This window comes from Microbacterium sp. NPDC055442, assembly GCF_053644215.1.
This window is the reverse complement of the sequence record NZ_JBSHLF010000003.1, coordinates 1-21923: the sequence shown is the minus strand read 5'-3', so window position 1 is coordinate 21923 and position 21923 is coordinate 1. Positions and strand designations below refer to the sequence as shown.

Sequence of the window (21923 nt, the reverse complement as noted above, 5' to 3'; positions counted from 1 at the left end):
TACCGGCCATATCGTCGCGCGCGCACGATGTGGCTCGTAACTGGAACGGGGAGTCCAATCGGTGACGCACAGTGAGGAAGTCGCGGAGTCCGCGCCGACAGTGACGGTCGTCGTTCCCGTCTACGAGGACCTCGCGCGATTGAAGATGTGCCTCGCGCTCATCGCCGCGCAGGACTATCCTGCCGAACTCATCAACGTGATCGTCGTCGATAATGCGTCTCGAACGGATCTGACACCCGCTCTGCCGCCAGGGGACCCACGCTTCACGCTGATTCGCGAGATGCAGCGCGGCTCCTACGCAGCCCGCAACGCTGGCCTGAAGATCGCAGAGGGCGAGATGCTCGCCTTCACGGATGCCGACTGCTTGCCGCACCCCACATGGATCAGCACAGCGGTGGCGATCCTGACCGAAGAAGGTCATCCGCAGGCTGTCGGCGGTGACATCCATTTGGTGTTTCGAAACGGCATGCACCCGCGCAGCGGACCGGAGCTGTACGAATCAGCCCACGAGTTCCCCCAACGTCGGTTCGTCGAAGTGGACGGATTCGCCGCGACCGCGAACCTCGTCGTATCCCGTTCGGTCATGTCACGCGTGGGGCCCTTCAACGCCGCTCTGAAATCCGGAGGCGACCAGGAGTGGGGCAAGCGACTGCATGCTAGCGGCGCACGGATGGTGTTCAGTGCACGCGCGGTGGTCGATCACCCGGCGCGATCTTCGTGGTTCGGGCTGGCCAAGAAGACCGTACGAGTCGAACGGGGGATCAGTGCATTGACCGTCGGGCAGCAGAGTTCGGAAGACCGCCGGTACATCGGCCAGCAATTGCGGATCGGGCTCGGAATCTGGAGGGCGGTGTGGCGTCAGGACTGGCCCGCTTCCCGCGGTGAAAAAGCGAAGTACGCTGCAGCGCAGAGCTGGGTGAACGCGTTTCGGATCGCAGAGCGAATACGCGCGAGATCCTCGCAACGCATACGAAGCCGTGGTCTTTCCCGATCGATCACACCGTGACAGACACACGGTTCGCGGCGCTTGCACTGCTTCCTCTCATCAGGCCCGGCGACCAGGTCTTGTGCGTCGCTTCGGATTGGGGCGCGCTTGCGGATGCACTGACCCATCTCGGGGCGTCTGTCACCACCGTCGGACCGGACGAGAGCCGTCTCCTGCAGGGCAGACGATTCGCGGTGGCGTTCGTCGATGTGCGCCAGTTCGGACCAGCGGGGGTCGAACGGTCGAACACGCGACGACTACTGTCACACGTGCGGGAGAACCTCACACCCGACGGAGTCGTGGTTGTGGCGGCTTCCAACCCCCTCCGTGCGCGGATGCGCGGTCGGCGCTCGCTCCCGGGTGCGGGAGTGTCGTTGTTCTCAGATCCCGTGCGACCGTGGGGCGCGACGCTCCGCGGCACGGGCCTGTCCGTGTCCCGACTGCTCATCCCGCTGCCGTCGCTCGATCACCTCGAGGTGATCGTGCACGCCGAATCGCTGCGTCGTGGGCGGGACACCGCGACGAACAGCACTCGACAACGGCTCGGTAGATTTCTCGCCCGGGCAGGTCTGGGAAAGTGGATGGCGCCCGACTACCTGGTCATCGCGCGAGCCCATCGCGCGGCGACCACGTCGGTGACGCGCGCGGAGGAGCTGTCATCCAACCGCGCGACGATCATGGCGCGCACACATCCACGCGTGGTCATCGACGCGGAGAGTGTCTTCCTCAAGGTGCCGCTCTCCGCCGTTGAAGAGCGCAGAGCCGAGCAAGAAGTCCAACGCACCCGCGCAGCATTCGCCGGGCCGTGGGGGCACTATGCCCCGGAGAACGTAGAACTGGTGGAGCAGGGCAGGCTCACGGTGTGCCGGTATGCGCGGTACGACGCCGTGCCGACGAGCTTGGGGGAGTACGAGCGAGACGTGCTCACGGTCCTGGACGCCCTTGAGTCCGGCGAGACCGGTCAGATGTCATCGACCGACCTCTACCGGCGCCTGCAATCACCCCGCGAGCCCGCGAACTTCGAAGACGACGACCTCGAGAACCTTCGGTCCCGCTTACTCGGACAGGGGACGCTGCCGGTGCTGATCGGGCCATCCCACGGCGATCTGCACCGTGAGAACGTGCTCCGGTTGCGCGGGGGAGGGATCAAGCTCATCGATTGGCCACGCGGCGAAGACCGTAACCCGCGTTTCCTCGACGCTGTGTACGCCACGTTGGACCTTCACCGTCGGCGTGCGGGTGCCAGCCTCAGCGAAGCGGCCATCGCGTTCATGAAGAACGACATCGAGGGGCCGCTCGCCGAGAGGGCCGGCGAACTGCTCGGCTCGATGAGTCGGGAGGATGTCATCCTCTGGCGAATGCTCCACGCGATGAGTTTCTACGCGCACGATGCGCGTCGAGACCCGGGCAATCAGACGTTGCAGACACTGCGGCGACTCTGGGGCTGACCGTCACCCCGAGGAGATCGACCCGACGCTCTTCACACTTGCTTCTCGGGGGGAGGGTCGCCGGATTTCCCGGAAGACATCGCGTGCACCGAGTGCGACAACGGCGCTGCCGACGACGATGCAGACGATGAGGTCGTAATCTCCCGTGTACGCCAACGAACCGCCGAAGATGAAGAAGGACCCGCCGCCGGCGATTCGCGTCACGCCATGCCACACGGTGGCGAACACGGCGATCGCGACGGCAGTGATGCGCGCGGCAGAGTAGGCTCTTTCGCCCCTCGCGGGCCATGGCAGCGTGGCCAAACTGAAGAACGCCGCGTAAGCCACGATCTGCGTTGAGAACGTGATGTTGAGCACCAGCGCATTGACAAGATGGAAGCTCGCCGCGGCAAGCAGCCATAGACGCCAGGGAACACGCCCCCACAGCAACCAGATGAAGCCGCTGACCTCGAACAGCACCGCGATCACATCCGCTGCTTTGAACGCCAGCAGCAGAACGCCCGGAACGAGGCCGGCGAGCAATTGGGGTTCCTGCAAGTCCATTCGCGGGTAGTACCAGCTCAGGAAGCCGCTCACGCCCAGATCAGGTGTGAGCCAATATCGGCTCTTCTCGACCCCTGCGACCAGGAACCCGAAGCACAGGGCAACACCGAGGAGCGAGAGGCCCTGTGCTATCCGTCGCGGAGCCGCCTTGCCCCAGTCTGCGATCAGCATGCACACGAGCACGAGTGCAATCGCGATTTGGTGAGAGATCTTGCCTTGCGAATAGGCGAACGTCGTACTCACGATGTAGGTCACGAGCGCGACGGACGTCGAGATACGGGTGGCCCACCCGCATGTCATGGCGCAGATTGCCGCGAGCCCGACGAGATCGACGATCGTGAAGAACGGGGACGGCGGGAACCCGCCGGCCATGCTGGACAGGCTCAGAAGCGGAGGCGTAAAGAACGCATCCGGAGTCTGGTCCAGCCACGAGAACCAGCGGGCGTCGAAGAGCAAGAGGTAGAGCCCGAAGACCCAACGGAAGACCCCCAACGATCCTGGGGCAACCCGGGTCGAAGCCGCGATTCGGCCCCACGCCCATAGCAGCGCGCGATCAACCAATGAGGTTCACCTCCTCGAGGACCTCTCGATCCAGTTCTCGTCCGGTTCTGTGATCGATCGTCACCCGCTCCTTGCGAACGATGAGGGTTTCCTCGCTCAGGCCCATTGAGCGCAACTGACCCGCCAGCCACTCGCGGGCGCGTGTTGTCTCTTCGAGCGTGGGCACCGCGCGCGGAACCTCGAAGACGAGGTCGATTCCGCGGACGACGACGGATCGCGTCGAAGACCGATCTTGACCGAACCTCGACGCGATGAGACCGCTGAGTTGAGACGGTGGGATCGGATCGAGAAGCAGGGCTCGGTCGACGACGCGTTCGACTCCTGCCGGAGTGTAGGCGACGAGAGTGTCTGACTGGAAAGCAGCTACCCCGTCCACGACATGCGTTTGGATCTGTCCTCCGCCGGGGAAGATGACCGCCGGATACGGCTCTTCTCCAGTGAGGGTCAGGATGGCGAACGGCGCCGCGAGCACAACGGCGATCCCCAACGTGGCCCCCAGCCCGAACAGTGGTCTGGCTCTGCCGTCGTCGTCGTCTCGCGTTGCCCGCTCTTTCGGTGACATCGCGCAGTCCTTCCTCACGGAGAGGAGACCAGCAGGTCATCGACGGCCCCAGGACGTCGATGGTGCACACCATATACCCGCCGGCCAGGCTGTGCCAGGCTGCGAGCGCGAGCAGGCCGGTAATGTCAGTTGCGTGATTATGGCGTCCGGGGTTCCGCACGGTGCCCGGGTGCTCGATGTCGGCGCACGTGATGCGTATCTCGGGGTGTTGCTCACCGAGAGCATCGGGGCGAAGTATCTCGGTCTCGTGTCCGCTGAAGCGCTGGACGGCGTCCGCAGCCACGCGGGACCGCTCGCGGAGAGATTCCACAAGCTCGACCCTTTGTTCAGGGTCTCCCAGAGTTCGGCGGACGTGCTCGTGGTGCGCGCTGATCGGCCGCTTTCCGTCGCGGGGTTCAGTGAACTGGCGCCCTTCCGCTGGATTGCGGTCGAGCGCGGTAAAGGCCGGCGCAGTGCGGCGACCCGCCTCGCCCTCGGGATCGCCCGCAGGCGGGGCCGGATCTCTGCGGTCGACAGCTGGACAGATTCCGCACACGCGTTCGATGTCTTTCGGCTGCACCACGAACCACCGTTGCGACCACGCGTCTATTTCTCACCAGTGTGGGGCGTTACGGGGCTCGCGCGACGGCTCGAAGACGCGGGTTTGGAGTATGTCGTGCTGCGCTGGTTCACGCAGCTGCCGCAGATGGCCCCCGGCGAGGACCTCGACATCTTGGTGCGCGACGAACACGCCGAGACCTTTCGTGAAATCGTCGGCGCCGAGCCGGGCACGATCCCGATCGACCTTTACAGCGAAACCGGTCTTGACGGCTATGACTTCCGCGGCGCTGCCTACTATGTTCCTTCGCTCGCGAAGACGATTCTGGATCGCTCTGTGATTCATGCGAGCGGTATGCGCGTGCCGGCTCCCGCCGATCACCTGCACTCGCTCGCGTACCACGTGCTCTACCACAAGGGGTTTTCTGCCGGCCTCGCATCGTCTCTGCCACATAGCCCCCTCGAGGAGCCGGCCGAGCATGACTACGCGGCCGCACTCACGGAGGCTGCGGAGAGTGCTGGGTCACACATTCCTCTCGATATGGAGGGCCTCGACGACTACCTCGGGCAGCAGAAGTGGCGGCCGCCGCTTGATGCCCTTCGCCGGCTGTCGAGCTCGAACGATTGGGCTGCTCGCCGCATTGACGTCCGGAAGGACGCGTCTGGCGTGGAGGGGGAGCTTGCGGTCTTCGTCATTCGTGAGCGCCTGGAAGAAGTCGTCTCGCTTGATGACGTACGCGGGATCCTGGAGCATCTGGGTTTTCAGATTGTTTTCACGCATCGCCTGGATGCTGCTGCCCGCGGCCGTGCCGCAGCTCACATCCGCGGAGGTAACTGGGGGCGTGGGCCGTATCCGGCCAGCGGAGGGGGTCCCTCCCTGGTCATCGCAGCGCTCCACTTCGCTCCTGAATCGGTGGATCCCGCGCTGAAATCACGCTATCCGCATCTCACCAACGCCGACATCCTCGCGGCGAAGGTGACCGTCCGTGACCTCGTCGATGCGACGCTCGGAGAGTCCCGCGCATTCAACGGGATGCACTCTGCGGACGACGAGACCGAAGCCTGGCACTATCTCGAACTCGCTGCTCCGGAATCCGTCGCGCGGGTCCGAGAGATCGTCGCAGCCGGCCGCGCGGCGCAGGGCGTTCCGCACGGAACGACGAGAACGCTCAGCCGCGGGCGACGCGCTCGTGTCGACGTGCGAGCTACCGATGCAGGAATTGTCGTGCGGAAAACGTTCGTGCCGGGCGCCCGACGGCATCTCGAGCGAGAACTCGCTGCCCTCGACGCGCTGGCCACCAGTGATATCGCTCCGGAGGTGCTCGACCGCGGCGAAGACTGGTTCGAGATGCCGTACTACCGCAACGTGCTGACCCGTCGACGCCGTCTGCTCCCTCTGCCGATCCTCCGACGCATGGTGGCGGTACTCGATCAGCTGCACGCCGCCGGCTTCGATCTGGTCGACGCGAAGCCCGATAACTTCATCATCGATGAGGATGGTCGCCTACTCCTGGTCGATTTGGAGTTCGCCTACGCCACGACCGGGGAAGCCGAAGCCCGGCGGACGCTGGTCGACGGCCCGGAGTTCTCGTCTCCGGACCCTCGACGCTATCCCGACGTCCCTGTCGGCGACTCGTCCTACGGCGTGCGCTGGCTTCCGCACTCCGGAATGCCCCCCGCGGTGCTGATCAGTGGCGGTGCCTTCGCACAGCACCGCCATCGGTCCGTCTACCGGATTCGCCAGAGCCTCTGGGCACCAGGGGCCCCACCGCGAGCACTGCTCAGGTATGCGCGCGATGCGCTCCGGGGATGGCGCCGGGGGATGCGGCAGTCCGCGCTGAGCTTGCTCAACGCTCGATCAGCCCGCGGTCAGGGGAAGACGTGAGGGCTGTCACACCGGCCGGCTATGCGCCGGGGGTGCCGTCGCCAACCTGATGCAGGTCCTCCACCGTGGCGCGTCGCCATCCAGACGACCAACCGATGCGCCAAACCAGATTCGCCCACCTTGCCGGACTCCCGGCTGCGCGGACGAGACGCCCGAGCTTGGCTGACCCGGGGGATTCTTCAGGCGGGGCTCCGTCCTCGAACGGGTGCTGGTCGAGGCCGGTCGTCGAGGCTGCCAGCAATGCGTACTTGTGTGTCATCCTGCGGGCGCCTCGCCCGTAGGTGCGAGCCTGTCTGTAGACGGCGCGGAGCCCGACACGCTGCTGGACGTATAGCAGCATGTCCGGAGCAAACGTCAAGTGATATCCGGCCAGCTGCGCACGGATGCAGAAGTCGTCGTCTTCTGCGGTGAACTCGGACTCATCGAATCCGCCGATGGAGTCGAAGACGGCGCGGTGCATGGCCATGTTGTTGCTGCCCGCGGATACGAAGCCGGGAAGGTAGGACAACGCTGAAAGGCCGTCAAGCTGCGGTGACCACGAGACTGAGAACGCGCCTTTGCCTCGGAGGTGCTCGATGTCGAGCCGTCCAGCCGCGAACGAGTGCTGTGACAGCGCGTGTCGTGCTGCCCGGCACCATCCGTCCGCGACGATATCGTCTGCGTCACAGAAAGCGATCCACTCCCCTCCGCTCTCTGAAACCCCGATGTTGCGCGCGGCGCCAGGCCCGCGCCTCGAGGAAGCATCCACGAGACGGATCTCGGGGTACCGTTCCGCCATCGTCCTGACGACGTCGACGGTCCTGTCGGTCGAGCCGTTGTCGCAGACGAGGATCTCACGTGGCGCGCTTGCTTGACGGGCGAGTGCCTCGAGCTGACGCCCCAGCGTCTCGGCCGCGTTGTACGCGGGGATGATGATGCTCATCATCGGGCGATCCGGCTCACCTGCCATGATGAGCCCGTCGGTCATCTCGACGGGCGCCAAGAGCGGCGAATACCCCGCTGATCAGCCCTCGTGCCTCAGTGAGGATCAGAGTCGGCCCAGCGAAGACACGCAGTCGTTGCAGCGGCGACAGTCGTGTGTCTTGGCGGGTGCGTGCGCGCAGCTCACTCCTCAGCCGGGAGAAGTGGCGGGGCTGATCGCGCAGCGCTGACCAGATGTATCGCGTCAGGAGCGGATCGCGCCATCCGAACAGGCGCACGAGCAGTACGACGTGGTTGCGTCGCGCATAGTAGATGTGACGCCGATCGAGCCGCTTCCTCCTGAGCATGTCGCGCGTAGCAGTCTGCGTCACGATGGCTGTGGGTTGCAGCACGAGCTTGCCGCCTGTCAGGCCCAGCCGCAGCGAGATGTCGGATTCCGCGGCGTGGCCCGTTCCGGGGTATCCTCCGCGGATGCCGCCGATAGCATCCAGCGCAGTGCGGCGGAAAGACATGTTCGCCGCGCCCTGGTGATCGACGTCGATCTGTCTTCCGGGATCTGCGGCGAAGTTGTCGGTGAGTCGACCGTCGGGTAGAAGTCGGCCGATTTCGCCGCGACCCTTGATCGCCTCGCCTTCGATGCCATGTAGGACGCGGCCGCACACCGCGACGACTCGTGGATCGGCGTACGGCACGGTCAACTCGCCGAGCCACCGTTCGTCGACGTGGGCGTCATCGCCGATGAAGGCGACGATGTCGCCCGACGTCGCGGCGTAGCCGGTGTGGCGAGGTTCCGGGGTGGGGCCGGAGTCTGACTTGTGCCGCACGAACCGTACGTCCGGAAACTCATCCGATAAAGATCTGCTCATCCGATCATCTGATGAATCGTCGACCACAACGACCTCGAGCGGCGCGGGCACGAGCTTTTCGATGTGCTGAAGACAGGTTCGAAGGTGTTCGGGTCTGTCCGCCGTGACGATCACAACACTCACTGAAGCTGTCACGTCACGACTCCGGCGGACCGACACGGACGACACGGAACCAGTCTCGCCGCCGCAGGGGCGAACTGAGCGATGTCCGCCACGGGTGACGCTGTCGCTTCGCCCAGCGGGCGTATACGGCCGGTTTGGTGTAGTCGGCGGCGTGCCCCGACCAGCCGAACTTGCGGCGGATGGTGTCGTGGTCCCGCACCCACGAGTAGTGCAGCACCGCGGACTGCGGTGAGACGACCTCGTGCACGATCGTCTCGTGGTGGTGCGCGGGATCCGTGTTCCACGCACGCAGGTCGACTCGGTGAAGGGCGACGTCCGCTTGGCGGGCGTGCACGAGCGTGGTTCCCGCCCGCACCGCGAGGGGGCCGGGATACGACGCGGCAGGACGCAGGAAGCGCGTGCTGGCTTCCAGGTAGCGGTTACCGCCGACGTGTGCATACAGCCAACGCGACGGGTAGTACAGCGCGGATGCTCCCCTCGCCTCAGCGCGCAGGAGGGAGCCGAAGAATCGCGGTGCGTCGAGCATCACTTCGTCGGTGTCGAGTTGCAGCACCCAGTCCGCCCCGTCGGATGCGACGTCCAATGCCGTCTGACGCTGGAAGGTGTCGTTATCGAGGGGATGCTCATCGAGCCTTGCGAAGCTGCCCGGTGCGCGGACGCATTTGCCCTCGACGTCGAGCGCGTCGACGATGGCGAGACATTCTTCGACGGGCAGGTTGGTGCCGGTCCACGACTTCGCGTCCTGGTCGTAGGACAGCACGATGCGGTCCACGTGCGCGTAGTACGCCTTCAGGCTCTCGGCGAGGAACGCCGGGTCGGCCATGAGGGCGTACGCGGTGACGCGCATGTCAGATGTAGTCCGCGAACTCGCGCTCGTTCTTCTGGAAGACGAGCGTGCCGAGGAAGAACACGAGGGGCGCTCCGATGACGATTGCGAGGATCTGCCAGAGGGGAGGCGCGGGGGTGCCCAGTGCCGACCAGCGAAATGCCTCCAGGAACCACGTGACCGGGTTGATCTGGAACAGCCATCGGATGCTGTCCGGCACGGCCGACAGCGAGTAGGCGAGCGGACTGGCGTACATGAGCACCTGCAGGAACCACGGCAGCACGTACCCCACGTCGCGGTACTTGACGAGATACGCCGCAGCCGCGAGACCGAACCCGAGCCCGAGCAGCAGGATCAGCATGACCCATACCGGCAGCAAGAGGATCGCCCAACCGGGGTTGATGCCGAAGATGAACAGCAGCACGACCAGCAGAACGAAACCGACGAGGAAGTCGACGACGATCGACGCCAGGCTCGAGATCGGCACGAGCATGCGCGGAAAGAAGACCTTCTGCACGAGTGATTGGTTGGCGACCATCGACGATGAGGCGCGACCCAGCACACCGTTGAAGAGATTCCACGCGAGCATTGCGGCGAGGGTGAAGACGAAGGTCGGGATGCCGTCGGTCGAGAGTCCTGCGATGACGCCGAACACGATCGTGAAGATGCCGGCGGTGACGAGCGGCTGGAGGATCACCCACGTGACACCGAAGATCGTCTGGCGGTAGCGGACGATGATGTCTCGCTGCGCGAGCCGGACCGCTACTTCGCGTGCGCGCCAGATCTCGCGCCACGGCGGAAGATTCAGTCGCCCGGGAGGTGTGATGACGGTGCGCTGCACATCAGGTTCCATGTCAGACCCCCTCGTACTCGAAGTTCACGAACACGAGCCCCTTCTCGGTGCTGGAGGATTCGGTGAACTCGGGGTACGGCAGGTCGGGCAGCACTTCGAAGCGCCACGCGCCCTCCCAGGCATCGAGAATGCCGGCTTGGCAGGCGTAGAGATCGACCGTGTACTGTCCGGGCTTGAGCCAGAGGTCGCGAATGATGAGCCGGCCGGACTGGGGCTCTGCGGGATCGAACCAGGCGCCGACGAGCCGGGAGTCGCACTGGGCGATGACGGACCCCTGGTCGTTGTTGATGTGAGCCGACACGAAGTACGACCCGATGAGCTTCTTGCCTGGCGGAGCAGTGAAGTCGATGACGATGTCCTCGCCGGACTTGACGAACTCATCTTCCATCGAGACGCGTTCCAGGCGGAGTCGCCCATTGCCCGGCCGCTTGGTCGCATCGCTCTGCGCGAGCGCGAAGCTCTCGAAGCTGTCGCGATACGCCTGCAGTGTGCCCTCAACGCTGCCCGAGTACGCGAGCTTGCCGCGGTCCAGCAGCATCGCCGAACTGCACAGTGCTTGGACGGTCTGCAGCTGGTGGCTCACGTAGAGAACGGTTCGGCCGCCCGACGCCGCCTCGCGCATCTTCTGGATCGACCGCCGCTGGAACTCCGCGTCACCCACGGCGAGCACTTCATCGATCACAAGGATCTCGGTGTCGAGGTGCGCCGCGACCGAGAACGCCAGGCGCACGTACATGCCGGAGGAGTATCGCTTCACCGGCGTCGCGAGGAACTTCTCGATGCCCGAGAACTCGACGATCTCGTCATAGCGCTTCTGGATCTCTTTGCGGGTCATGCCGAGAATGGCGCCGTTGAGGTAGATGTTCTCCTTGCCGGTCAGCTCGGGGTGGAACCCGGTGCCGACCTCGAGGAGCGACCCGACGCGACCGTTCAACTCGATGCGCCCGCGAGAGGGTGCCGTCACCCGGGTGAGCAGCTTCAGCAGTGTCGACTTTCCCGCACCATTTCGTCCGACGATGCCGAGCGCCTCGCCTTGCGGCACGTCGAATGACACGTCGTCGAGCGCATCGAAAAGCGTGAACTTCGCGCGTCCGGTCGAGCGCACCCACTGGATCGCCGCTTGCGCGGCCGTCGTCGGTCTCTCGCCGAAGGCGCCCAGACGGTACGTCTTACCCAGCCGGTCGACCTTGATCGCGGCATCCCCCACAGTCTGCACAGGGAGAATCTACATGGTTAGAGGGCTCTCATCGTGTCGCGTCGGCGACATCGGCTCGTCGGATCCTATAATTTCGCGACCCGCCGCCATACCTCGGCATGGTGTGCGGCGCTGCGCTCCCAGGTGAATCCCTGCGCGCGCAGCCGTCCCCGCTCGGCGAGCGCACCCACCGATGATTCGTCGGACGCCGCGTACACGAGGCCTTCCGCGATCGCCGCGCCAGACGGCTCGACGAGCACACCCGCATCGCCCACGACCTCGACGAGCGAGCTCGTGCGAGCCGCGACCACCGGGACGCCGACGGCCATCGCTTCGAGCGCGGGGAGTCCGAAGCCCTCGTAGAGCGAGGGCACGACGACGGCGGATGCTCCGGCGAGGAGTCCTGGGATGAGATCACCGCGCACGCGGCCCAGGAGGCGTGTGCGCGGCAGCTGTGCGAACAGTCGCGTGCGTCGTGGATGCTCCGGCCCGGACAGCACGAGAGTCAGATCGGGGCGTGCGGAAGCGACGTCAGCCCAAGCCTCCGCGAGCGCGTCGAGGTTCTTCCGTTTCGACGCGCCACCGGCGTGAAGAACATAAGAGCCGGTGATCCCCAGGTTCGACAGCGCACGCGAATCGAGAGCCTCAGCATCGAAGAAGCGCTGATCGACACCGTTGTGAATCGCTTCCACGCGATCGATGCCCAGGTACTCGGCAACGTCGTCGGCCGCGAACTGCGACGGGGCGATGACCGCGGCCGCGCGGCGCAATTCGTCGGCCGCGAACGGTTCGGGTGAGGACTCGTCGTCGAAGCGCCAGGCGACGGTGTCGTGGATCGTGATGATCTCGGGTACGCGGGCGGGGGGCATTCCGAACCCCATCCGGTGAACGATGTCGGCGCCGCGGTACATGGTGGCGCCGATGGCGCGTCGCACCGGTCGGGGCGCCCGCGAGAGCACCCACGTCGGCAGGCGCGTGGTTCCCGGCAGTTCGGAGCGCATCGAACGGACGATCTCGCGGCTCACCGACGAACCCGCCCCGAGCGCGCGTGGTGCACGACGGATGATCTCCTCTTCGTACACCTGCTGACCCATCGGGGCAGCGGTGGCTATCGTGGCGAATGTGACGCGAATGGCGCGTGACCTCCGAATCGGTGCGGCGCAGGGCGCCAGGGTATCGAAGCGAGCGTAGTGGGAGAAGGTGCCGTGGCCGAGGTCGTGCTGGTGGCGAGTTCCTTCCTGCCCCGTGTGGGGGGCGTGGAGGAACACGTTCTGCACGTCGCCCGAGAGCTGCGCCGTCAGGGCATCGACGTCGCGATTTGGACGGTCGATCAGCGGGATGACGTGCCCGCCGATGTCGACGGCATCCCGATTCGCGTGCTGCCGTGCCCGCTGCCCGCGCGCTCGCTTCGCGTGCTCGCGTCTTTCGCATGGCGTGCGCCCCGTGCGCTGGGCAGATGGTTCGCCGCTGTGCGGCACGACCGCCCCGCGGTCCTGCACGTGCACTGCTTCGGGCCGAACGGAGTCTGGGCATCGGCGATCGCCCGGATGACCCGCCGGCGTCTGGTCGTGACGAGTCATGGCGAGACTCTCGGTGACGCCGACGACGTGTTCGGCGGTTCGGCACTGCTGCGTCGCGCACTGCGCGAAGCGCTCTCCCGCGCAGCAGTCGTGACCGCGCCCTCGCGCTCGACGCTCACCGACCTCGAATCCCGGTTCGGCTTGCGCGCCGGCGGCGGCGTCATCGTCGCCAACGGTGTGAACCTCGACGAACCGGCGGCCGATCCGCCCGCTGGCCTGCCCGAGCGCTACGTGCTCGCCTATGGACGACTGGTCAGGACGAAGGGTTTCGACCTGCTCCTCGACGCCTTCGCGGCGGCCGAGCTTCCGCCGGACGTGCACCTTGTGATCGGCGGCGACGGACCGGCGCGAACGGAACTCGAATCACTCGCCGAGCGTCTGGGAGTCCGCGAGCGGACCCATTTCTGCGGGCGGCTCTCCCGCGGCCAAGTCGTGACGGTGACCCGCGGGGCGCTCGCGCTCGGCGTGCCGAGTCGCGCGGAGTCTTTCGGCATCGTCGTGCTCGAAGGATGGCGGGCCGGCATCCCCGTGATAGCGACATCCCATGGCGGGCCGCCCGAGTTCGTCCGAGACGGGCGGGACGGATGGATCGTGGACCCATTCGACACGCCTGCGCTCGCCGCCGCGCTTCGACGAATCGTGGATGACCCCGAGAACGCGGCGACGGTGGCCTCCGCCGGCCGAGCGCGGGCGAAGGAGTACAGCTGGCGACGCATCGCACTCCAGTACGCGCAGCTTTACGCCCACGTCGGTGGCGTGCGCGCTCGCCGATAGCATCGCGGAATGACCCCGCGTGCCGACCTGGTGAGCGTCATCATCGCCACCAACCGCACCAGCCCGTTCCTCGCGCAAGCGCTGGACTCCGTGCGTGCCCAGACGCACCCGCACGTCGAGGTCATCGTCGTCGACGACGGATCACCGGACCCGAAAGAGGTCGCCGCCGCCGTATCCGTGCTGCCAGAGGTGGAACTCATGCGGCAGGAGTCGTCCGGCGTCAGCACCGCTCGCAACAGCGGCGCGCAGGTATCGACAGGCACGTACTTGGCCTTCCTCGACGACGACGACAGATGGCACCCTGATCGGCTCGCGGCGCACGTCGCGTTGCTCGAGGAACACGGTGATGCCGTGGCGGCATACTGCGGGATGCGCACGATCGGGGAAGACGGCGAGGTGCTGCTCGACGCGGATCAGGTGCCTGTCGACGGTCCGTCCGACATCGCGCGACGTCGCACCGGCATCATTCTGCCGAATCTCGTCATCCGGCGTTCGGCCTTCGACGCGGTGGGTGGTTTCGACCTCGGCCTGCAGTTCGCCGAGGACCTGGATCTGCTCATCCGGCTGTCTGCGCTCGGGCCTGTCGTGTTCGAGCCTCGGACGCTCGTCGACTACCGCGCTCACGAGCACAACACGACGCGTCGGCACCGCGACCTCGTGCGCGGCATCGCGACGGTGCTGAGTCGTCACCGCGAGCGCGCCGCCGGTGATGGTGACGCCGAGCTCATCGCGGCATTCGATGAGAGCATCCGCAAGAATGCGCGATTCGCGTGGTGGTCGGCGTCGCGCGCCGCGAAGGCGGCGCTGCGTGAACGCAAGCCGGCGAGGGCGATCGGTGAGCTGGCCTGGGCTCTGCGCGTCGCACCGGGCGGCCTCGTGGACGGCGCCTGGCGTCGAGTCCGCGGGATCCGTGGCTGACCTCGTCGCTAGGCTCGTGCCGGGAAGGAACGGCCAGTGAGAGTTCTGCGAGTCGCACATCATGCGGTGGTCACGGCCTGGCGTGAACGCGAGCGCCGGCTGCGGGCCCGCGGGGTCGACCTGCTCCTGATCTCCGCGAAGCGGTGGAACGAAGGCGGGCGCCGCGTATCGCTCCAGCCCGGCGCCGACCGATTCGTGCGGGGCGCAGCCACGGTCGGCACCCATCCGAACGCGTTCCTGTACGACCCGCGGCCGATCTGGCGTGCCCTGAAGCGCCGGCCCGACGTCATCGACCTGCACGAAGAGCCGTTCTCACTTGCGACCGCCGAGCTGCTTCTGCTGCGTCGCCTGCGTCGCAGCCGCGCGCCGTACGTGCTCTACTCCGCGCAGAACATCGACAAGACCTACCCGATCCCGTTCCGTTGGCTCGAGCGCTACGCGCTGCGCCACGCCGCGGGCGCCTACGTCTGCAACCGCGAGGCGGGCGAGATCCTCGCACGAAAGGGTCTGCGCGGCCCCGCCGCGCTCATTCCGCTGGGCGTGGACACCGCGGTGTTCGCGGCCGCGGACAAGACGGCTGCCGCGCCGACGCCGGTGATCGGATACGTGGGCCGACTCGAGCCGCACAAGGGCGTCGCGACGCTGCTGCGCGCGGCAGCATCCAGGCCCGACTGGCGCATCGAGATCACGGGCGAGGGGCCGCAGGAGCAGGAACTCGCCGCACTCGCCGCCGAACTGGGCGTGTCCGACCGGGTCGCCTTCCTCGGCTTCGCGCAGGGCGCCGAGCTCGCCGAACGCTATCGCCGCCTGGATGTGGTCGCCGTGCCGTCGGTGCCCTGGCCCGGTTGGCTGGAGCAGTTCTGCAGGGTGGCCGTCGAGGCGATGGCATCCGGTGTCCCGGTCGTGGCGAGCCGCTCGGGTGCCATCCCCGACGTCGTCGGCGAGGCCGGCATCCTCGTCGAACCGGGCGATCCCCACGCGCTGCGCGACGGCATCGACCAGGCGCTCGAGCCCGGCACGTGGCGCGGCCTGCGTGCGCGCGGTCTCGAGCACGCTCAGAACTTCACCTGGGAGCGCGTCGCCGAGCAGCAGCTCGCTCTGTATCGCGAGGTCGCGCCGGCCAACGACACCGGTCGCGATCGTCCCGTCGAGGTCGTCGCGATCGCGTACGGGGATCCCGAGCTGCTCGACGGGGCGCTCGCGCACCTGGGTGACGGTTTTCCCGTGACGATCGTCGACAACTCCTCGTCTGCTGAGACCCGCGCGATGGCAGAGCGGCGCGGCGCGCACTACATCGACCCGGGCCGCAATCTCGGCTTCGGCGCCGGCGTCAACGTGGCGCTTCGCTCGCTCGCCGATCGCGGCGCCGAGGGGGCTGACGTGCTCCTTCTCAACCCCGACGCGCGCATCGCGCCGGACGCCGTCGGCGAGCTGCACCGCGTGCTGCACGGTTCGGGACGCATCGCGACCGTCGGTGCCACCCAGACCGAGCCCGGCTCAGGCTCACCCGTGCGGGTGTGGTGGCCGTTCCCGCGTCCTCTCCGTGCCTGGCTCGACGCCGTGGGGCTCGGGCGGCTCGACAGGGCGAAAGGGTTCGCGATCGGGTCGGTGCTGCTGCTGCGCGCCGAAGCGATCGCAGAGATCGGCCACTTCGACGAGCGGTTCTTCCTCTATGCAGAAGAGGTCGACTGGCAGAAGCGGGCGACGGATGCCGGTTGGCGCATCGCCGTGGCATCCGTCGAGGCCACCCACATCGGGGCAGGCACCGGAGGTGACGGCAGCGTGCGCGAGGCGCTGTTCTTCGCCAGCACCGAGGAGTACCAGCGCAAGCACTTCGGCGCCTTCGGGTGGCAGTCGTTCCGTGTCGCGATGATCGTCGGTGCGACCATCCGCGGGGTGGTGCTGCGCGGCGCACGCGGTGACGACGCACGGCGCCGCCGCCGCATCTTCGCGCGCGGGCCGGTGCGGTACCGCACCGAGCTTCAGCGCTGATCCGGCAGGGGACTCGCGCGCTTCTCGTCGAGCACCTGCCGATAGACATCGAGCGTGCTCTTCGCCACGGCATCCCAGGTGTACGCGGACACGTCGCGCTGCGCGCGCGCGCCCATCGAACGACGCACGGCGGCATCCGTCACGAGGGGCTCGAGCGCACGCGCGATCTGCCGGCCGTCGCGCTCGATGAAGACGCCGTTCTCGCCGTCGACGACGAACTCCTCGGTGCCGTTGACCCGGGTCGTCGCCAGCGGCAGGCCGGCGCTGGCGGCTTCGAGCGTGACCAGCGCGAACGCTTCGTAGAGGGTCGGCAGCACGAAGACATCGGCGGCCTGGAAGTAGTCCTCCACTGTGCTCGAATGGCCGGCGAAGACGATCCGGTCGCCGACGCCGAGCGCCGCCGCTCGCGCTCGGTACGAGGTCTCGTCATCTCCTCCGACGACGAGCGCGCGGGCGGTCGGCGGCAGATGCGGCAGCGCGTCGATGAGAGGGGCGAGTCCTTTTCGTCGGAATTCCTTGCCCACCCAGAGCAACACGACATCGTCGTCGGCGAAACCGTGACGGTTGCGGACTGCCTGGCGTCGCTCCGCGGCGTCCTGAGGTTGGAATCTGGCGGTGTCCACGGCATTGGGGATCACGGCGATGAGCTCAGGAGGAACGCCGTAGTGCTCGGTCACCTCACGGCCCACGCCATGAGAGACCGCGATGACGCGCCGGAATGCACCGGGGCGGTAGTTCGCCTTCTCGACATGCAGCACGGCGTGATGCAGAGGGTTCGCGATCGCGCGGACCGCCTCGCCGTTGCGGAACTTCATCTCCCACCACGCCCGATGACAGCTGTGCGCAGTGATGACGTCCTGAGTGCGCAGCGCGCACCCGCCCTGGTTGTGGAGCAGATCGAAGTGCTTGTGCTCGAGGTGCCGTGTCGCAGCCGAGGAGTATGTCAGGGGAACGAGGAAACCGGGCCCCCGCGGTTCCGGGACCCGCTCCCAGGCGAGTTCGGGACCGGGAACCGGGTCGACCCCGGTAGCCACCAGCGTCATGTCGATCGACGATGAGAGTCGACGGGCCACCTCGTATGACGCGCGCTCGATGCCCCCTTCGTTGTTGAAGCGGTATGACGACATCGCGACACGCACACGGCCATGCTAGCCAGCGGCTCCGCCGGGGCATCTCTCATAGACTGCAACCGGCCGAAGCGGAGGGCGAACGTATGCGAGTGACGCATCTGGTCTGCTCCGATGGGTTCGCCGGTGTGGAGCGCTACCTCGCAAACGTCGCGACCGGTTTGACCCGTGACGGCGTCGAGGTCACGGTCATCGGGGGCGACCGGCGGCAGATGACGTCCGCCCTCGCGAGCACGGGGGTCCGATGGATGCCCGGCGACGATATGCGCGAGGCGATGCGCACGCTCCGCGCCACCGCCGCGCCCGACGTGCTGCACACGCACATGTCCCAGGCCGACCTCGTGGGCTGGCTCTATCGACGCGCGCCACGTGCTCGTCGCGTGCGCCAGGTGAGCACGCGACATTTCGCGGGGCCGCGCGGACGCAGCCCGCTCTCTCGGGCCGCGTTCCGGCCCGTCGGCAGGTCGCTCGCCGCGCAGATCGCCATCTCGCAGTTCGTCGCCGAGAACGTCGAACCGCCCGCCGAGGTCGTGTACTCCGGCGTCGACTCGACGGATGCCGCACGCCCCCGCGAACCGTTCGTGCTGGCCGCGCAGCGCCTCGAACCCGAGAAGCACACGGCCGACGTCATCGATGCCTGGGCGCAGTCGCGCGGACCGCTCGACGGGTGGACGCTCAAGATCGCGGGCGACGGCGCCGAGCGGGCTGACCTGGAGAAACGCGCGAAGGAGCGCGGCGTGGGCGACAGCGTCGAGTTCCTGGGCCATCGCCCTGACGTTCCCGACCTGCTCGCGCGCGCGAGCATGGTCATCGCTCCCACCCGGCGCGAAGGGCTCGGAATACTCGTGCTCGAAGCGATGGCGCACGGTACTCCGGTCGTCGCCTCCGCGGGCGGCGGACACCTCGAGACCGTCGGAGTCGCGACCCCAGAGCTTCTCTTCCCGAGTGGCGACACGGCATATGCCGCACGAGTCATGGACTCGTTGATCGCCGATGACGGCCTGCGTGCTCGCGCGGGGGAGGCGGCCCGCGCGGCACAGCGCGGGCGCTTCACTCTCGATGCGCAGGTGCGTGGCATCCGTGCCGTTTATGACCGTCTCGGAGTCGGCGAATGAGCCGCGATCTCGTCGTTCTGTCGCTCGAGCCCTGGGACGACGTGTGGCGCCGGAACCAGTACCTCATCGACGGTCTTCTCCGCGGTGACGAGGATCTGCGCGTGCTGTTCGTCGAGCCCTCCAACGACCTGCTGCATTCCGCGGTCAGTGGACGCCGGATCCACCGCGGACGAGGCCTTCGTACGGAGCCGGGATATGAGGGGCGGCTGCACCTTCTGCAGCCGGACAAGCTCTTGCCGCGCCTCGCGGGACCGGCCGCCGACGCACTGTTGCGACGTCGCGTGCGAGGGGTGGCGGCATCGTTGGGGATGCACGCACCCGTGCTGTGGGTGAATGATCCCGGGTGGGCTGGCCTCGTCGCTCGGACGGACTGGCCGAGCCTTTACGACATGACCGACGATTGGCTCGCCGCGGATCGTCCGTCGCGCGAACTTCGACGGATCGCGGCCAACGAAGAGATCCTCATGCAGCGCACGGACGCCGTCGTCGTGTGCTCGACGGGGCTGCGCGACACTCGCGCGCCGCGCCGCGACGTCGTGCTCATTCCCAACGCCGTCGACGTGGAGCGGTACCGGTGGCTCCGTGAACGTCCCGCCGATCTGCCGGAGCGCAGTGCGCTGTATCTCGGCACGCTCCATGAGGACAGGCTGGACGTCGGACTCGCCCTGCGCGCCGCCGATGAAGCGGCATCCGTAGGGGGGCGGATCGTCTTCGTCGGACCTGTCGCGCTCGCCGCCGAGAGCGCCGATCGGCTGGTGGATCACCCCGCGATCACGCTGCTCGGGCCTCGCGCGTGGACCGACGTTCCCGGCTATCTGCAACACGCGACGGCGCTTATCGTGCCGCACGTCGTGAACGACTTCACCGACAGCCTCGATCCCATAAAGCTGTACGAGTACCTGGCGGTCGGGCGCCCTGTCGTGAGCACCCCCGTCGCCGGCTTCCGTGATCTCGACACGGCTGCTGTGACGGTCGCCGGCGGCAGCGATTTCGTCGAGGCGGTCTCGGAGGTTCTCGTGAGCGAACCGGCACGGGCTGCGATGCCCGACGTGCCTGACTGGGCGGAGCGGGTCACGGCATACCAGCAGGTGCTGGAACCGCTACTCGAGCGCTGACGGCGTGGTACGGCCACGTGACGAGGAGTCGGGTCACCTCGTCACGTGGCCGAGTCGATGGGTCAGTACGCCCCTCGGGGGGCGATCATGACCTTGGCCGTACGCCACATGATCATCAGGTCGCTCATGACCGACCAGTTCTCGACATAGCGCAGGTCGAGGCGCACGCTCTCTTCCCACGAGAGGTCGCTGCGACCGCTGATCTGCCAGAGACCGGTGATACCGGGCTTGATGAACAGACGGCGATAGACCTTGCCGGCGTACTTGCGCACTTCGCTGGGAAGCGGTGGGCGGGGGCCGACGACGCTCATATCGCCGCGCAGGACATTCCAGAACTGAGGCAGCTCATCGATGGAGTACTTCCTCAGGAAGGCGCCGATGCGCGTCACCCGCGGATCGTTCTTGATCTTGAACAGCACGCCACTGCCCTCGTTCTGTGACTCGAGCTGGGCCCGCTGCTGTTCGGCGTCATTGCCCATCGTGCGGAATTTGAGGATGCCGAACTCCTGGCCGTCGCGGCCGATCCGCGTCTGGCGGAAGAAGACGGGTCCGCCGTCGTCGAGCTTGATGAGCATCGCCACGACAGGCATGACCAGCAGAGAGATCGGGATCATCACGAGGAGCGAGAACACGATGTCACCGACGCGCTTCAGCGCGTGATGACCGCCTTCGAACTCGGGGATCTTCACGTGGATGAGGGGGAGTCCATCGACCGGTGCGAGCGAGATGCGGGGCCCCGCGACATCCGCGATCCGACTCGACAGGACGAGCTCGGATGCCGTGCCCTCGAGCTCCCAGCTCAGCCGCTTGATGAAATCGGGGTCATCATCGGGGCGATTCGCCACGATGATCGTGTCGGCGCCGTGCGTGCGCGCGTGAGAGGCGACGGAGTTCATCGTGCCGACGACATCGTAGCTGCGGTCATGGGCGATGATCCGGTCGCGGGGGCCGTCGGAAGGCGCGACTCCGATGATCGTGTAGCCGCCGGACCCTGCCTCATCGAGCGTGCGCAGGACGTACTCGATGTCGTCACTCGATCCCGCGACGATCGCGCGCTTCGTGAAGGCGCCCGACGCCCGCTGGTTGTGGAGCCATTTGCGCAACATCCAGCGGCCGGCGATCAGGGCGACCGTGCCGGCCGGCAGCGCGAACAGGAGATCCGGCCGCAGCTGTTGCCACTGGAAGATCAGGAACAGCGCCGCAAGCAGGCCGAACGTGTGAGCGGAGGCATGCGCGACCCGCTTGTACTCGGTCGACCCCGACCCCATGACAGAGGTGGCGCGCGACTGCACGACCGTCAGCATGAGCATCCAGGTCGCGACGGTGAGGACGGCGATCAGCCCGCCCGTTGCGGACGCGCCGTCGACGAAGAAGGTGACACCGGTGGTGGCTGCGACCGAACCGATGATCACGAGCCCGTCCGTCACCTGCAGCCGCAAGGCGTACTGCCGTTCCCAGGCGCGGCGGCGTTCGAGCGCCTGCTCGACGCGCGGCACGAGCGTGAGTGTCGGTGCGGTGTCCACCGCGCGAGGTGCGGCGACAGGCGTGCCGAAACCGGCGAGCGTGTCGAGTCCTCGAAGAGTTCCTGCGCCCAGTTCGATCGCGCTCACGAGCCACCACCGCTACGGCGGGGGTCGCTGCGCAGGGCATCCCCAAATGCCATTGCCGAAAATTCCCCAGTGTTGCGCGGCGCCTATGCCATCGGGCTCCGCTGCCCCAGTGCACTCACGACAAGGCCCCAAACCTTATCTCGGGAGTGCATCCCACTGCGCCCCCCGGTGCGCCTATCACACTAGCGTGCAAGGTCGCTGGGGGGAAGGGTGAATTGTGCGTGACGTCTGGGACAACGAGAAGCGGGGGTGACGCACGTGGTGTGCGTCACCCCCGCGAGGGGTACTGCGGTTTACTCGAACAGTGACAGGGTCATCACCGAGGTGTAGCTGCCGGATGCGGCGGCCGATGCGGCGACCTTGAGGGTCAGGTCGGCGGTCGCGTCC

18 protein-coding genes are annotated in these 21923 nt (G+C 67.0%); 8 read left to right on the top strand and 10 right to left on the bottom strand.

Translation table 11 applies throughout. The features are described 5' to 3' along the window. The first annotated feature begins 61 nt into the window (after window positions 1-61). Window positions 62-1006, top strand: a complete 945-nt coding sequence (locus ACWIBS_RS07435; protein WP_376128256.1) for a glycosyltransferase — start codon at window positions 62-64, stop codon at window positions 1004-1006. A gap of 560 nt (window positions 1007-1566) precedes the next feature. Beyond that, a complete protein-coding gene (locus ACWIBS_RS07430; RefSeq protein ID WP_376128255.1) occupies window positions 1567-2433 on the top strand; it encodes a hypothetical protein in 867 nt (288 codons plus the stop codon). Window positions 2434-2436: 3 nt separating this feature from the next. Here ACWIBS_RS07430 and ACWIBS_RS07425 read toward each other — a convergent pair whose 3' ends face one another. Further along, window positions 2437-3468, bottom strand: a complete 1032-nt coding sequence (locus ACWIBS_RS07425; RefSeq protein WP_376128254.1) for a hypothetical protein — start codon at window positions 3466-3468, stop codon at window positions 2437-2439. Between the two features lie 61 nt (window positions 3469-3529). Then, window positions 3530-4099 (bottom strand): hypothetical protein, encoded by a 570-nt coding sequence (locus tag ACWIBS_RS07420; protein ID WP_376128252.1) that lies wholly within the window; start codon window positions 4097-4099, stop codon window positions 3530-3532. Window positions 4100-4268: 169 nt separating this feature from the next. Between ACWIBS_RS07420 and ACWIBS_RS07415 the strand changes: the two genes are divergently transcribed. Next, window positions 4269-6521: a protein kinase family protein gene (locus ACWIBS_RS07415; protein WP_376128250.1), complete on the top strand. Its 2253-nt coding sequence runs from the start codon at window positions 4269-4271 to the stop codon at window positions 6519-6521. A gap of 19 nt (window positions 6522-6540) precedes the next feature. Here ACWIBS_RS07415 and ACWIBS_RS07410 read toward each other — a convergent pair whose 3' ends face one another. The 6 genes from ACWIBS_RS07410 to ACWIBS_RS07385 form a co-directional block, all read right to left on the bottom strand. Continuing rightward, window positions 6541-7446, bottom strand: a complete 906-nt coding sequence (locus ACWIBS_RS07410; protein ID WP_376128249.1) for a glycosyltransferase — start codon at window positions 7444-7446, stop codon at window positions 6541-6543. A gap of 13 nt (window positions 7447-7459) precedes the next feature. Further along, window positions 7460-8476, bottom strand: a complete 1017-nt coding sequence (locus ACWIBS_RS07405; protein ID WP_454136720.1) for a glycosyltransferase family 2 protein — start codon at window positions 8474-8476, stop codon at window positions 7460-7462. Then, window positions 8445-9278, bottom strand: a complete 834-nt coding sequence (locus ACWIBS_RS07400; RefSeq protein WP_376128246.1) for a hypothetical protein — start codon at window positions 9276-9278, stop codon at window positions 8445-8447. The genes ACWIBS_RS07405 and ACWIBS_RS07400 overlap by 32 nt, the downstream gene beginning before the upstream one ends. 1 nt (window position 9279) lies before the next feature. Beyond that, window positions 9280-10110 (bottom strand): ABC transporter permease, encoded by an 831-nt coding sequence (locus ACWIBS_RS07395; protein WP_376128245.1) that lies wholly within the window; start codon window positions 10108-10110, stop codon window positions 9280-9282. Between the two features lies 1 nt (window position 10111). After that, window positions 10112-11326, bottom strand: coding sequence for an ABC transporter ATP-binding protein (locus ACWIBS_RS07390; protein ID WP_376128243.1), 1215 nt, complete (start codon window positions 11324-11326; stop codon window positions 10112-10114). A 65-nt stretch (window positions 11327-11391) separates the two neighbouring features. Continuing rightward, entirely contained in the window at window positions 11392-12399 is a 1008-nt protein-coding gene (locus tag ACWIBS_RS07385) for a glycosyltransferase family 4 protein (protein ID WP_376128241.1), read from the bottom strand. A gap of 111 nt (window positions 12400-12510) precedes the next feature. On the opposite strand from ACWIBS_RS07385, the gene ACWIBS_RS07380 reads away from it, so the two are divergent. From ACWIBS_RS07380 to ACWIBS_RS07370, 3 genes are read left to right on the top strand one after another with little or no spacing between them, the layout of a single operon-like run. After that, window positions 12511-13659: a glycosyltransferase family 4 protein gene (locus tag ACWIBS_RS07380; protein WP_376128239.1), complete on the top strand. Its 1149-nt coding sequence runs from the start codon at window positions 12511-12513 to the stop codon at window positions 13657-13659. Between the two features lie 9 nt (window positions 13660-13668). After that, window positions 13669-14577, top strand: a complete 909-nt coding sequence (locus ACWIBS_RS07375) for a glycosyltransferase family 2 protein (RefSeq protein WP_376128237.1) — start codon at window positions 13669-13671, stop codon at window positions 14575-14577. A gap of 36 nt (window positions 14578-14613) precedes the next feature. Continuing rightward, entirely contained in the window at window positions 14614-16569 is a 1956-nt protein-coding gene (locus ACWIBS_RS07370; RefSeq protein WP_376128236.1) for a glycosyltransferase, read from the top strand. Here ACWIBS_RS07370 and ACWIBS_RS07365 read toward each other — a convergent pair. After that, window positions 16560-17708 (bottom strand): glycosyltransferase family 4 protein, encoded by a 1149-nt coding sequence (locus tag ACWIBS_RS07365; protein WP_454136716.1) that lies wholly within the window; start codon window positions 17706-17708, stop codon window positions 16560-16562. The two genes, ACWIBS_RS07370 and ACWIBS_RS07365, sit on opposite strands and share 10 nt — an antisense overlap. 80 nt (window positions 17709-17788) lie before the next feature. Here ACWIBS_RS07365 and ACWIBS_RS07360 point away from each other — a divergent pair, with 80 nt between their 5' ends. Next, window positions 17789-18811 carry a glycosyltransferase family 4 protein gene (locus ACWIBS_RS07360; RefSeq protein WP_376128234.1) on the top strand — a complete coding sequence of 341 codons (1023 nt, stop codon included), beginning with the start codon at window positions 17789-17791 and terminating at the stop codon, window positions 18809-18811. After that, the gene (locus ACWIBS_RS07355; protein ID WP_376128232.1) at window positions 18808-19926 is read left to right on the top strand and encodes a glycosyltransferase; all 1119 of its coding nucleotides are present in this window, start codon (window positions 18808-18810) and stop codon (window positions 19924-19926) included. The genes ACWIBS_RS07360 and ACWIBS_RS07355 overlap by 4 nt, the downstream gene beginning before the upstream one ends. A 62-nt stretch (window positions 19927-19988) precedes the next feature. On the opposite strand, the gene ACWIBS_RS07350 is transcribed toward ACWIBS_RS07355, so the two are convergent. After that, on the bottom strand, window positions 19989-21536 hold the full coding sequence (locus ACWIBS_RS07350) for a sugar transferase (RefSeq protein WP_376128230.1): 1548 nt from the start codon (window positions 21534-21536) through the stop codon (window positions 19989-19991). Window positions 21537-21923 lie beyond the last annotated feature (387 nt).

Bases quoted from the DNA above. Each gene is read 5' to 3' on its own strand.
- ACWIBS_RS07395 (WP_376128245.1), bottom strand. From the start codon at position 10,110: ATGGAACCTGATGTGCAGCGCACCGTCATCACACCTCCCGGGCGACTG.
- ACWIBS_RS07355 (WP_376128232.1), top strand. From the start codon at position 18,808: ATGAGCCGCGATCTCGTCGTTCTGTCGCTCGAGCCCTGGGACGACGTG.
- ACWIBS_RS07430 (WP_376128255.1), top strand. From the start codon at position 1,567: ATGGCGCCCGACTACCTGGTCATCGCGCGAGCCCATCGCGCGGCGACC.
- ACWIBS_RS07400 (WP_376128246.1), bottom strand. From the start codon at position 9,278: ATGCGCGTCACCGCGTACGCCCTCATGGCCGACCCGGCGTTCCTCGCC.
- ACWIBS_RS07410 (WP_376128249.1), bottom strand. From the start codon at position 7,446: ATGATGAGCATCATCATCCCCGCGTACAACGCGGCCGAGACGCTGGGG.
- ACWIBS_RS07385 (WP_376128241.1), bottom strand. From the start codon at position 12,399: ATGGGTCAGCAGGTGTACGAAGAGGAGATCATCCGTCGTGCACCACGC.
- ACWIBS_RS07375 (WP_376128237.1), top strand. From the start codon at position 13,669: ATGACCCCGCGTGCCGACCTGGTGAGCGTCATCATCGCCACCAACCGC.
- ACWIBS_RS07420 (WP_376128252.1), bottom strand. From the start codon at position 4,099: ATGTCACCGAAAGAGCGGGCAACGCGAGACGACGACGACGGCAGAGCC.